Annotated in this window: 5 protein-coding genes, 2 tRNA genes, 2 rRNA genes and 1 other annotated feature (1 of these 10 cut by a window edge); of the genes, 7 read left to right on the top strand and 2 right to left on the bottom strand. The window is 60.3% G+C overall.

Annotation, left to right across the window (positions count from 1 at the left end):
• Positions 1-14 precede the first annotated feature (14 nt).
• A complete protein-coding gene (locus IG197_RS13790) occupies positions 15-1103 on the top strand; it encodes a sugar phosphate isomerase/epimerase (protein ID WP_067955489.1) in 1089 nt (362 codons plus the stop codon).
• 339 nt (positions 1104-1442) lie between these two features.
• On the opposite strand, the gene tdh is transcribed toward IG197_RS13790, so the two are convergent.
• Both tdh and IG197_RS13780 read right to left on the bottom strand, forming a co-directional pair.
• Positions 1443-2465 (bottom strand): L-threonine 3-dehydrogenase, encoded by a 1023-nt coding sequence (tdh, locus tag IG197_RS13785; protein WP_067955487.1) that lies wholly within the window; start codon positions 2463-2465, stop codon positions 1443-1445.
• Between the two features lie 17 nt (positions 2466-2482).
• The gene (locus IG197_RS13780; protein ID WP_192319494.1) at positions 2483-3685 is read right to left on the bottom strand and encodes a glycine C-acetyltransferase; all 1203 of its coding nucleotides are present in this window, start codon (positions 3683-3685) and stop codon (positions 2483-2485) included.
• A gap of 150 nt (positions 3686-3835) precedes the next feature.
• On the opposite strand from IG197_RS13780, the gene IG197_RS13775 reads away from it, so the two are divergent.
• The 6 genes from IG197_RS13775 to rrf form a co-directional block, all read left to right on the top strand.
• Positions 3836-4417: a helix-turn-helix domain-containing protein gene (locus IG197_RS13775; protein WP_067955483.1), complete on the top strand. Its 582-nt coding sequence runs from the start codon at positions 3836-3838 to the stop codon at positions 4415-4417.
• A gap of 121 nt (positions 4418-4538) precedes the next feature.
• A complete protein-coding gene (locus IG197_RS13770; RefSeq protein WP_192319492.1) occupies positions 4539-8306 on the top strand; it encodes a hydantoinase B/oxoprolinase family protein in 3768 nt (1255 codons plus the stop codon).
• 752 nt (positions 8307-9058) lie between these two features.
• Positions 9059-9612: a sequence feature (16S ribosomal RNA rRNA prediction is too short), on the top strand.
• 204 nt (positions 9613-9816) lie between these two features.
• A tRNA-Ile gene (locus IG197_RS13765) sits at positions 9817-9893 on the top strand.
• Positions 9894-9914: 21 nt separating this feature from the next.
• Positions 9915-9990 (top strand) — tRNA-Ala (locus IG197_RS13760).
• A 342-nt stretch (positions 9991-10332) separates the two neighbouring features.
• Positions 10333-13135 (top strand): 23S ribosomal RNA (locus IG197_RS13755).
• Between the two features lie 98 nt (positions 13136-13233).
• A 5S ribosomal RNA gene (gene rrf, locus IG197_RS13750) occupies positions 13234-13252 on the top strand (it continues 96 nt past the right edge of the window).

Here is a 13252-nt window from a genome sequence, read left to right as displayed (position 1 = left end):
CAAGGAGACTGCCGATGCGTATCGGTGTCGATGGCCGCAAGATTCCCGAAGCCACCAAGCGCGGACCTGTGGCCAGCTTCGATCATGCCAAGGAACTGGGCATGGAGGGCCTGTTCTTCCGCACCGTGCTCGACATGAGCCCGACGCTGGATGCCGGCTATCTCGGCGAGATCAAACAGCGCGCCGACGAACTCGGCATGTATCTCGAAACCGGCCTCGGCAAGGTCAATCCTTATGCCACCCCCGAGGCGCCCGAACTGCGCCTCATCGGCGATGGCGACATCGTGCTCGGCTTCCGCCGCATGATGGAGGCCTGTGCCGCCATCGACTGCCGCGAACTCTGGGTGGCGACCGCCAACTACAAGCCGGCCTATACCGGCCGCTTCGCCTACGACCGTTTCCGCACCGACGTGACCTGGCAAGAGCAGCTCGACGCCACCGCGCGCTTCCTCAAGAAGCTCGCGCCGATCTCTCGCGACCTCGGCATCCATCTGAACCTCGAGACGCATGAAGAGATCACCTCCTTCGAACTGGTGCGGCTGGTCGAGGAAGTCGGGCCGGATACGACGGGCATCGTCTTCGACACGGCCAACGTGCTGCAGCGCGCCGAGCACCCGGTCTGGGCGGCCAGGCGCGTGGCGCCTTATGTACGCCAGTCCCACATCAAGGACGCGCTGATTGCCTATGATGGCGAGGTGCTCGATTTCCAGATGCGCCCTTGCGGCGGCGGCGTCGTCGATTTCCGCGCCATCATGCCGATCCTGGCCGCCGCCAATCCCGGTCTCAACCTGTCGATCGAAAACTACGAATCTTTCTCGGACCGGCCGCGCAACCCGCCCAAGATGATCATCGAGATCGCCGATCCCAAATGGCTCGAAGGCCACCCCGACCTCAGTGTCGAGGAGTATGCCGACTATATGAAGATGGTGCAGGACTACGCTGCCCGCATCGCCAGCGGCGAGGTCCTGGACCGCGAAAGCTTCGCTGCCTGGGCTGTGAAGAACTACCACTATGCCGAGACGGTCGACTACATCAAGACAAGTGCCGCCCACGTCAGGGGCATCTGCCAGGAGCTCGGCCTGCCACTGCAGAAGGCGGCGTAGGCCGGTTTATCGACTGCGAACGGCAAAACCCGCGGAAGGCAGCTTCCGCGGGTTTTTCTTTTTGCAGCTGATTGTTTGTCATCAAACCCCTCTCCGGCCCTTCGGGCCACCTCTCCCCAGAGGGGCGAGGAACCCAAGCTGGACAGGCGCTGGCACGTATCCGAAGTCTCGTTGAGCGTTCAGAACCTGGGTTCCTCGCCCCTTTGGGGAGAGGTGCCGAGCGCAGCGAGGCGGAGAGGGGTTGCTGGGCGAACACGTCAATCGCTTGCGAACGTGCCCCAACAAAAAAGGCCGCGCAGTCGGCGCGGCCCTTTTTGTCTTCAGCAGGCGTGTAGTAGCCTACCACTCGAGCACGATCTTCCCCGCTTCGCCATTGGCGGCGTTATGGAAGGCGGCCTGGTAGTCGTCGGCCTTCATGCGGCTGGTGATCACCTTGCGGATGTCGAGGCCGCTTTCCAGCATCGCCAGCATCTTGTGCCAGGTCTCGAACATCTCGCGGCCATAGATGCCCTTCAGCGTGATCATCTTGAAGACGATCTTGGAAAGATCGATCGGGAACGGCTTTGCCGGCACGCCGAGCAGCGCGATACGGCCGCCCATCAGCGTGTGTTCGATCAACTGGTCGAAGGCTGCGGGCGAGCCGCTCATCTCGAAGCCGACGTCGAAGCCTTCGCGCATGCGTAGCCGCGCCATGGCGTCGCGCAGGTCTTCCTCGGCGACGTTGACGGGCGTGACGTCGGCGACCTGGGTGGCGAGTTCGAGGCGCTTGGGGTTGACGTCGGTGATGACGACATGGCGCGCGCCGCAATGCCGCGCCACCGCAGCACCCATGATGCCGATCGGGCCGGCGCCGGTGATCAGCACGTCCTCGCCGGCAACGTCGAAGGACAGCGCCGTATGTACGGCGTTGCCGAGCGGGTCGAGGATGGCGCCGAGCTCGTCGTCGATGGTGTCGGGCAGCGGCACCACGTTGAAGGCGGGGATGCGGACATATTCGGCGAAGGCGCCGGGCAGGTTGACGCCGATGCCTTGGGTCTCCGGATCGAGATGGTAGCGGCCGGCGCGGCTGGCGCGGCTGCGCATACCGATGACATGGCCTTCGCCCGACACGCGCTGACCGACCTTGAAGCCGCGCACATGCGAACCCAGCTCGACGATCTCGCCGGCATATTCGTGGCCGGTTATCATCGATACCGGCACGGTCTTGGCCGCCCATTCGTCCCACTTGTAGATGTGGATGTCGGTGCCGCAGATGCCTGTCTTGTTGACCTTGATCAGCACGTCGTCGGGGCCGACTTCCGGTACGGGCCGGTCTTCCATCCAGATGCCGGGTTCAGCCTTGGCCTTGACCAGTGCGCGCATGGGAAAACTCCTGAAACTCAGATGATGCCGAGCGACTTGCCGGCGTCGGCAAAGGCGTCGATGGCGAAGGTGATGTCCTGCTCGTCGAGCGCTGCCGACATCTGGGTGCGGATGCGCGCCTTGCCCTGAGGCACCACGGGATAAAAGAAGCCGGCGACATAGACGCCGCGCTCGTCGAGCGCCTTGGCCATTCGCTGCGCCAGCACCGCATCACCCAGCATGACCGGGATGATCGGCGTCTCGCCGGGAAGCAGCGTGAAGCCGGCCTCGGTCAGGCCATCGCGGAAGCGTGTGGTGTGGCGGCCGAGTTTTGCACGCAGATCGTCGGCGCCACGCGCGATCTCGATCGCCTTCAGCGAGCCGGCGGCAACGGCTGGCGCCAGGCTGTTGGAGAAGAGGTAGGGGCGCGCGCGCTGGCGCAGCAGGTCGATGATCGGCTGCGACGCCGCGATGAAGCCGCCCATCGCGCCGCCCAGCGTCTTGCCCAGCGTTCCGGTGACGATGTCGACGCGGTTGCCGGCGCCCGTCAGCGCCGGCGTGCCGCGGCCTTCTTCGCCGATATGGCCGGTGGCATGACAATCGTCGACGGCGACGATGGCGCCATAGCGCTCGGCGAGATCGCAGATCTGCTTGAGCTTGGCGACGTGGCCGTCCATCGAGAACACGCCGTCGGTGACGACCAGCTTGAAGCGCGCGCCGTCAACTGCGGCCTGCTTGAGCTGGGTCTCCAGGTCGTCCATATCGCCCTGGGCGTAGCGGAACCGCTTGGCCTTGGAGAGCCTGACGCCGTCGATGATCGAGGCATGGTTCAGACTGTCGGAGATGATGGCGTCCTCGGCGCCGAGCAACGGCTCGAACAGCGCTCCATTGGCGTCGAAGCAGGCAGCGAACAGGATCGCATCGTCCTTGCCGAGATAGTCTGATATGGCGTGCTCGAGCTCGCGGTGCAGCGTCTGGGTGCCGCAGATGAAGCGCACCGAGGCCATGCCGAAGCCAAACTCGTCGAGAGCAGTTGCCGCCGCCTTGCGGATATCGGCATTGTCGGCGAGGCCGAGATAGTTGTTGGCGCAGAGATTGACCATCTGGCGTTCGCCATCCGGACCCTTCACCTTGATACGGCCGGCCTGCATGCCGGAGATATGGCGCTCACGCTTGTAGAGGCCGTCGGTCTCGATGCCCTGGAGAACGTTCGAGATGTGGGAAAGGAAATCCTGGTTCAACGGTCTCTCCATCCATTAAGATGGAAATTCCGATATAATGGATATGATGGCAAGTCTAGTGGAATCCTGTTGGGCCAGCGAACAAGACGCAAATGCCTCGCAGGACGGCCGAGCCGGTGCTATCAGTGGGCCGCTTTTGGGGGAGGCGACATGGAAGTGAACGACGCGCCGAAGATCGGCCCGGTAATCCAGAAGGAACGCAAGGAGCGCCACCTGACGCTCGACCGGCTTGCGGCGATTTCGGGCGTTTCGCGCTCGATGCTGTCGCAGATCGAGCGCGGCGAGGCCAACCCGACATTCGCCGTTCTGTGGTCGCTGACCCAGGCCCTCGGCATCGATTTTTCCCAGCTCATCGCGGGCGGCATCACCCACCAGCGTAAGGCAGAGGCCATCGAACTGGTGACGCTGGCGCTGACACCTGAAATCAAGAGCCCTGACGGGGCCTGGCGGCTGCGTATCCTGAGTTCGCCGGCCCTGGCCGGCCGTATCGAATGGTACGAGGTCGAGATCGCGCCTGGCTGCAAGCTGCAAAGCGCGCCGCATGCGCCCGGCACCTTCGAGCATCTGACTGCCAACACTGACGGCCTATCGGTGGAAACCGAGCTGGGACGGCAGGCGCTGAAGACAGGCGAGACGGCGCGCTATCGCGCCGACGTATCCCACGAAATTGCCAATAGCGGCTCGGAAACCGCCCGAGCGCTGATGGTGGTTCTGTACGACCAGGACAACTAATCCCATCAGGCACGGACTGGCGCGGATTTTCTGCTCTTGACGGGGCAGCAAGCCTGCCGCTTCCTCCCAGCCAAGCGGCACCGTTCGTCGACGCGCCGCGACCGCGAAAAGGGAGAGCGTCATGTCCGGCAGGTGGGATTTCTGGGTCGACCGTGGCGGCACCTTCACCGACGTCATCGGTCGCGACCCTAATGGTCGCCTCCACCCCCGCAAGTTGCTGTCGGAAAATCCCGAGGCCTATCGCGATGCTGCCATCCAGGGTATCCGCGACCTGCTCGGCCTGGCGCCGGGAGCGGCCATTCCGCCCGGCAGCATCGGTGACATCAGGATGGGCACGACAGTTGCCACCAATGCGCTGCTCGAACGCAAGGGCGACCGCGTCCTTCTTCTCATCACCAAGGGTTTCCGCGATGCCCTGCGCATCGCCTACCAGGCCCGGCCGGACATCTTCGCCAAGGAAATCATCCTGCCCGAGCAACTCTATGAACGTGTCGTCGAGGTCGACGAGCGGGTGCGGGTCGACGGCACCGTCGAGCGCCTTCTCGATATCGCGGAGATCAAGCCGCAGCTGCTGCAAGCCAGGGCCGACGGCATCGATGCCGTCGCCATCGTCTTCATGCATGCCTGGAAGTTCCCTGAACACGAACGCGCCGTCGCCGCCGTTTGCCGCAAATGTGGGTTCTCCCAGGTGTCGGTCAGCCACGAGGTTTCGCCACTGATCAAGTTGGTCGGGCGTGGGGATACGACTGTCGCTGATGCCTACCTGTCGCCGATCCTGTCGCGCTATGTCCGGCAGGTGGCAGGGGAATTGGGCGTTTTGCCGTCCCCCTTGTGGACAGGGTCGGACGGCGAAGACGGACGGGTTCGGGGTGACAGTGCGACGGGGGCTACCTCCGCCCCGGTGCTGCGCCCCGACCCTGCCCACAAGGGGGAGGGCAAAAACCCTCGCCTCATGTTCATGATGTCCTCCGGCGGCCTCACCGCCGCCGAACTGTTCCAGGGCAAGGATGCGCTTTTGTCAGGCCCCGCCGGCGGCGTCGTCGGCATGGTCGAGACGGCCAAGCTTGCCGGCTTCGACAAGGTCATCGGTTTCGACATGGGCGGCACCTCGACCGACGTCGCCCATTATGACGGCGAATACGAGCGCAGCTTCGACACCGAGGTCGCCGGCGTGCGTGTCCGCGCCCCGATGATGCGCATCCACACAGTTGCCGCCGGTGGCGGCTCGGTGTTGCATTTCGAGGCTGGCCGCTTCCGCGCCGGGCCCGATTCCGCCGGCGCCAATCCCGGCCCCGCCTGCTACCGCCGCGGTGGCCCGCTCGCCGTCACCGACGCCAATGTCATGCTCGGCAAGCTGCAGCCCGATTTCTTCCCGGCTATTTTCGGCCCTGCGCAAGACCAGCCGCTCGACGCTCGCGTCGTGCGCAAGAAGTTTGCAGCGCTCGCCGAAGAGATCGGCGATGGCCGCAGCCCCGAGGCGGTCGCCGAGGGTTTCGTCACCATCGCCGTCGAGAACATGGCCAACGCCATCAAGAAGATTTCGGTCCAGCGCGGCTACGATGTCACGGAGTATCTGCTCAACTGCTTCGGCGGCGCCGGCGGCCAACATGCCTGCCTGGTGGCCGACGCACTCGGCATGGAGGCGGTGCTGATCCACCCCTTCTCCGGCCTGCTGTCGGCTTATGGCATCGGCCTGTCGTCTGTCTTCGCCTCGCGGCAGCAGGCGCTGCTCAAGCCGCTGGCCGAGGAATCGCGCGCCGAGATCGAGGCCTTGATCGGCAATCTGCGCGCCGAGGTGCTGGCGGAGCTCGCCGGTCAGGCCATCGCCGAAGACGATGTCGCCCTGCGGCCTGTCCTGCATATCCGCTACGACGGCACCGACACCGCCCTGCCGGTCGGCTTCGAGCACGGCTCGATTGCCGAGGCCAAGGCTGCCTTCGAGGCTGCCCACAAGGCGCAGTTTGGCTTCATATATAAAGACAAGCCGACCGTGGTCGAAGCGGTGGTGCTGGAGGGTCGCGACGGCAGCGCCCGCGGGCTCTCGGAACAGGAGACCCCGCTTGAAGAAAAGCCGGCCACCACCGCCGAGACGAGAAAGATCTTCACCGAAGGTGCGTGGCATGAGGCCGGTGCCTTCCGCCGGGCTGGCATGAAGCCCGGCCACAAGGTCCCAGGTCCTGCCCTTATCATAGAGAGCCACCAGACAATCGTGGTCGAACCCGGCTGGACCGCCGAGATCAGCGCCCGCAACCACGTCGTCATGCGGCGCGTCGAGAAAAAGCAGCGTCGCGCCGCCATCGGCACCGCCGCAGATCCCGTCATGCTCGAGGTGTTCAACAACCTGTTCATGTCGATCGCCGAGCAGATGGGCGTGACGCTGCAGAACACTGCCTATTCGGTCAACATCAAGGAGCGGCTCGACTTCTCCTGTGCCGTCTTCGACCGCACGGGGGCGCTGGTCGCCAACGCACCCCACATGCCGGTGCATCTCGGCTCGATGGATCGCTCGGTCGAAACCATCATCCGTCTCAACGCGGGCGACATCCATCCCGGCGACGTCTTCGCGCTGAACGCTCCTTACAATGGCGGCACACATCTGCCTGACATTACGGTGGTCACGCCGGTGTTCGACGAGGAAGGGCTCTCCCCCGCAAGGGGGGAGAGCAGCCAGTCACGAAATATCCTCTTTTGGGTCGCCGCGCGTGGCCATCACGCCGATGTCGGCGGCACTGCACCCGGCTCGATGACCCCGCTGGCAACGACTGTCGACGAAGAAGGCGTGCTGTTCGACAATTTCCGTCTCGTCGAGCGCGGCACGTTCCGCGAAAATGAACTCCACCACCTGCTGACCGACCACGCCTATCCCGCCCGCAACCCGCAGCAGAACATTGCCGACCTCAAGGCCCAGATCGCCGCCAATGAAAAGGGCGTGGCCGAGCTCAGGAAGATGGTCGGGCATTTCGGCCTCGACGTCGTTGAAGCCTATATGGGCCATGTCCAGGACAACGCCGCCGAAAGCGTGCGCCGCGTGCTCGACCGCCTGCCTGACCATGCTGAGTACGAATACCCGACCGACACCGGCCAGGTCATCAAGGTCAGGATCTCCATCGACCGGGCCGAGCGCAAGGCGACCGTCGACTTCACCGGCACCTCGCCTGTGGTGAAGAACAACTTCAATGCGCCCGAGCCGGTGGCCCGCGCCGCCGTGCTTTATGCCTTCCGCGTCATGGTCGAGGACAACATCCCGATGAATGCCGGCTGTCTCCGGCCGATCGACATTATCATCCCCGACGGTTCGATGCTGCGCCCGTCCTATCCGGCCGCCGTCGTCGCCGGCAATGTCGAGACCTCGCAGCACGTCACCAACGCGATCTTCGGCGCCATGGGCGCGCTCGCCAATGCGCAAGGGACGATGAACAATCTCACCTTCGGCAACGCCACCTACCAATATTATGAGACGATCTGCTCCGGTTCGCCCGCCGGCCGCATGAACGACGGGCGTGGCTTTGCCGGCACGTCGGGTGTCCACACCCACATGACCAATTCGCGCCTGACCGACCCCGAGATCCTCGAGCTGCGTTTCCCTGTCTTGCTCGAGGACTTCCGTATTCGCGAGGGCTCGGGCGGCAAGGGTCGCTGGCTAGGTGGCGACGGCACCAAGCGCACGATCCGCTTCCTCGAGAAAATGGAGTGCTCGATTCTCTCTTCGCACCGCTCGCGTCCGCCGCTCGGGCTGGACGGCGGCGGCGAAGGCCAGAAAGGAGCGACCAAGGTCCGTCGCAACGACGGCACGATCGACATGCTCAAGGCCTGCGACCAGACCGTGCTCGAACCGGGCGAAGCGGTGATTGTCGTCACGCCGACGCCTGGCGGATTTGGCGCTGAATGAGACGCTTGGCGGCTTGTTGGGCGGTTGATGATGGATTCGCGGTGTGAATCGGCTCTGAATCATCTTTCGAGCGAGCGTTGTGCGGTTTGTTTTGGCCTGGCGGTGGTTTTTCCGGGGCGATGGAATCGAGATTCGTTTGCCGGTTTCGCGTTGTGATGTGAATCAAGTTATTGATTTCGCGCGTTGATTGCGGCTTTTGCGGTGACCTGCCGAGGGTGTTTGTTGATTTCAGCTTGTGCTTACGCAGGGTTCTTGGGGTGTCTGTGTTGTATGTCGCAAAAAATTCGCAAAAGTTGGAAAAGGTCGTTGACAGTCTGGAGAGGTGGCGACTATATACGCCTCAACAACGAGGGCGGCGCGCCGCTGGCGGCCCCGGAGTTCGCTTCAAGGAACTGAGGTTTTTTGGTTAGCGGGTTTCAGAAAGGTCCTTGTTGGTTCGAATTCAAGAGAGCCGCGTGAGCGACACTCGACTGGGTCTGAAGGCGCTAGCTGCCGGGCCCCGACATTGCGTCTGAGCGGTGTCTGTTCTTTGACAATTGAATATTGAAGAAAGAGAAACGTGGGCGGCAGAGTCCTGCTGAACACCTTATCCCGCCAGGGATTTGGCTGTTCGAACGAGACTTTGGCGGACACGTTTTGAGAGAATAGTCTACCAGGACGAGAGATCGTCCAGGTGTGAATGTTCTCGTCAATTCATGCGTGACCAGGTCGCGGCCATCGAGGCTGCGACGTTAAAGCCAATCAAAGTTTCAAAACTTGAGAGTTTGATCCTGGCTCAGAACGAACGCTGGCGGCAGGCTTAACACATGCAAGTCGAGCGCCCCGCAAGGGGAGCGGCAGACGGGTGAGTAACGCGTGGGAATCTACCCAGCTCTACGGAATAACTCAGGGAAACTTGTGCTAATACCGTATACGTCCGATAGGAGAAAGATTTATCGGAGTTGGATGAGCCCGCGTTGGATTAGCTAGTTGGTGGGGTAAAGGCCTACCAAGGCGACGATCCATAGCTGGTCTGAGAGGATGATCAGCCACACTGGGACTGAGACACGGCCCAGACTCCTACGGGAGGCAGCAGTGGGGAATATTGGACAATGGGCGCAAGCCTGATCCAGCCATGCCGCGTGAGTGATGAAGGCCCTAGGGTTGTAAAGCTCTTTCACCGGTGAAGATAATGACGGTAACCGGAGAAGAAGCCCCGGCTAACTTCGTGCCAGCAGCCGCGGTAATACGAAGGGGGCTAGCGTTGTTCGGATCGAGCCTCTGCCTTTCGAAGCTCTTGGAACAAGATGGAAGAAAGTCATTCTTACCATCGCGCATACCATAAGCGGGTCTGCCGCCTTCGTTTCTCTTTCTTCGTGAATGATTTTTGATTGCGCTCCGCGCGGCATGTTTGTGTCGTTAGCGTGAGCGGCACGAGCCGCGACGGCCAGTTAAACCAGCCAGTTTGAGTTTATGATTGGCGGCCATTGAGGCTCGGCCTCGAAGCTGATCGCCATCTGCGCTTGGGCAAGGGCTTGTAGCTCAGTTGGTTAGAGCGCGCGCTTGATAAGCGTGAGGTCGGAGGTTCAAGTCCTCCCAGGCCCACCACTTTCCTTTTGATAGGTATCAGGGGCCGTAGCTCAGCTGGGAGAGCGCCTGCTTTGCAAGCAGGATGTCGTCGGTTCGATCCCGTCCGGCTCCACCAACCTTCCTGGTTGGCTGTCGAGAGGATGTGGCAAGCATCAGAAATCGTTCAAAGCCAAGATTTGTGGTTAGCTCCCAAAGAGCCAGCCGCTTGTTCTGTTTGACATTGTAAAGAGAAGATTTGTTCGGACTCCATCCTCGGAGTGTGAGCTTGGAAGATGAGGCTGCCATGCCTTGTTGGAAGAGTTTGCGCGGTGATGAAGATGGTTTGTCGCGGTGAGACGCTCAATCTCCCGCATATGATGGGCTTGCCTAACCGCTGCCCCCGGACCGATCTCGAGAAGCTGGTCTTTTTGTGCCGATGTCGTTGTGAGAAATCATGATGAACATTGGCAATGAGAACGATCAAGTGTCTTAAGGGCAATTGGTGGATGCCTTGGCATGCACAGGCGATGAAGGACGTGATACGCTGCGATAAGCGTCGGGGAGGTGCGAATACCCTTTGATCCGACGATTTCCGAATGGGGAAACCCACCTAAGATACTTGTAAAATCAGAGCAGTCGGCGAGCGCAAGTTCGGCGGCTGTTGTGGTTTACAAGTATCGTTATTAGGTAACTTACCCTGAATACATAGGGGTAAAGTGGCGAACGCGGGGAACTGAAACATCTAAGTACCCGTAGGAAAGGACATCAACCGAGACTCCGCAAGTAGTGGCGAGCGAACGCGGACCAGGCCAGTGGCGATTGAGAGACAAGCGGAACCTTCTGGAAAGTAGGGCCATAGTGGGTGACAGCCCCGTACGCGTAATGCGATCAATCGTCCTTGAGTAAGGCGGGACACGTGAAATCCTGTCTGAACATGGGAGACCACTCTCCAAGCCTAAGTACTCGTGCATGACCGATAGCGAACTAGTACCGTGAGGGAAAGGTGAAAAGCACCCCGACAAGGGAGTGAAAGAGTACCTGAAACCGGTTGCCTACAAACAGATGGAGCCTGAAATGGTGACATCGTACCTTTGTATAATGGGTCAGCGACTTAGTGTGTCGAGCAAGCTTAAGCCGGTAGGTGTAGGCGCAGCGAAAGCGAGTCTGAACAGGGCGTTCAGTTCGACGCATTAGACCCGAAACCGAGTGATCTAGCCATGAGCAGGATGAAGGTAAGGTAACACTTACTGGAGGTCCGAACCCATAACTGTTGCAATAGTTCGGGATGACTTGTGGCTAGGGGTGAAAGGCCAATCAAACTCGGAAATAGCTGGTTCTCCGCGAAATCTATTTAGGTAGAGCGTCGACCGAATACCCCAGGGGTAGAGCACTGGATGGGCTAGGGGATCTCACCGATTTACCAAACCTAACCAAACTCCGAATACCTGGGAGTACTAGTCGGCAGACACACGGCGGGTGCTAACGTCCGTCGTGAAAAGGGAAACAACCCTGACCTACAGCTAAGGTCCCCAAGTTATGGCTAAGTGGGAAAGGATGTGAGGATCCCAAAACAACCAGGATGTTGGCTTAGAAGCAGCCATCATTTAAAGAAAGCGTAACAGCTCACTGGTCTAAATAAGGGTCTTTGCGCCGAAAATGTACCGGGGCTAAAGCCATACACCGAAGCTTAGGGTTTGCAGCTTGCTGCAAGCGGTAGCGGAGCGTTCTGTAAGCTGACGAAGCCGTACCTGTGAGGGGCGGTGGAGGTATCAGAAGTGCGAATGCTGACATGAGTAACGTAAGGGTGTGAGAGACACCCCGCCGAAAGTCCAAGGGTTCCTGCTTAAAGCTAATCTGAGCAGGGTTAGCCGGCCCCTAAGTCGAGGCAGAAATGCGTAGACGATGGGAACCACGTTAATATTCGTGGGCCTGGAGGAAGTGACGGATCACGTATGTTGTGGGGTCTTATTGGATTGATCCCTGCAGCGGAGTGGTTCCAGGAAATAGCTCCTCCTTATAGACCGTACCCGAAACCGACACTGGTGGACTGGTAGAGTATACCAAGGCGCTTGAGAGAACTATGCTGAAGGAACTCGGCAAATTGCACGCGTAACTTCGGAAGAAGCGTGACCCTTTCCTGCGCAAGCAGGGTGAGGGTGGCACAGACCAGGGGTAGCGACTGTTTATCAAAACACAGGGCTCTGCGAAGTCGCAAGACGACGTATAGGGTCTGACGCCTGCCCGGTGCTGGAAGGTTAAGAGGAGAGGTGCAAGCTTTGAATCGAAGCCCCAGTAAACGGCGGCCGTAACTATAACGGTCCTAAGGTAGCGAAATTCCTTGTCGGGTAAGTTCCGACCTGCACGAATGGCGTAACGACTTCCCCGCTGTCTCCAGCATAGACTCAGTGAAATTGAATTCCCCGTGAAGATGCGGGGTTCCTGCGGTTAGACGGAAAGACCCCGTGCACCTTTACTATAGCTTTACATTGGCATTCGTAGTGGCATGTGTAGGATAGGTGGTAGGCTTTGAAGCCAGGGCGCCAGCCTTGGTGGAGCCACCCTTGAAATACCACCCTTATCTCTATGGATGTCTAACCGCGGCCCGTTATCCGGGTCCGGGACAATGTATGGTGGGTAGTTTGACTGGGGCGGTCGCCTCCTAAAGAGTAACGGAGGCGCGCGATGGTGGGCTCAGACCGGTCGGAAATCGGTCGTCGAGTGCAATGGCATAAGCCCGCCTGACTGCGAGACTGACAAGTCGAGCAGAGACGAAAGTCGGTCATAGTGATCCGGTGGTCCCGTGTGGAAGGGCCATCGCTCAACGGATAAAAGGTACGCCGGGGATAACAGGCTGATGACCCCAAGAGTCCATATCGACGGGGTTGTTTGGCACCTCGATGTCGACTCATCGCATCCTGGGGCTGGAGCAGGTCCCAAGGGTATGGCTGTTCGCCATTTAAAGCGGTACGTGAGTTGGGTTCAGAACGTCGTGAGACAGTTCGGTCCCTATCTGCCGTGGGTGTAGGAATATTGAAAGGATCTGTCCCTAGTACGAGAGGACCGGGATGGACGGATCTCTGGTGGACCTGTTGTGGCGCCAGCCGCATAGCAGGGTAGCTATATCCGGACGGGATAACCGCTGAAGGCATCTAAGCGGGAAACCCACCTTAAAACGAGTATTCCCTGAGAACCGTGGAAGACGACCACGTTGATAGGCCGGGTGTGGAAGTGCGGCAACGCATGAAGCTTACCGGTACTAATAGTTCGATAGGCTTGATCGTTCTCATTCCTTATGTTCATCGCAGTGCGATCCCAAAGGGATCGTCACGAAAACGACAAAAGCACAAAACAGCTTCTCGATTAACATGCGCTTTGCCGACCTGGTGGTTATGGCGGAG

Origin of the sequence: Aminobacter sp. SR38, assembly GCF_014843375.1 — a bacterium.
GTDB classification, from domain to species: domain Bacteria; phylum Pseudomonadota; class Alphaproteobacteria; order Rhizobiales; family Rhizobiaceae; genus Aminobacter; species Aminobacter ciceronei.
Note: the sequence above shows the minus strand (reverse complement) of the source record. Positions and strands in the feature narration are given on the sequence as shown.

Bases quoted from the DNA above. Each gene is read 5' to 3' on its own strand.
- IG197_RS13790 (WP_067955489.1), top strand. From the start codon at position 15: ATGCGTATCGGTGTCGATGGCCGCAAGATTCCCGAAGCCACCAAGCGC.
- tdh (WP_067955487.1), bottom strand. From the start codon at position 2,465: ATGCGCGCACTGGTCAAGGCCAAGGCTGAACCCGGCATCTGGATGGAA.
- IG197_RS13775 (WP_067955483.1), top strand. From the start codon at position 3,836: ATGGAAGTGAACGACGCGCCGAAGATCGGCCCGGTAATCCAGAAGGAA.
- IG197_RS13770 (WP_192319492.1), top strand. From the start codon at position 4,539: ATGTCCGGCAGGTGGGATTTCTGGGTCGACCGTGGCGGCACCTTCACC.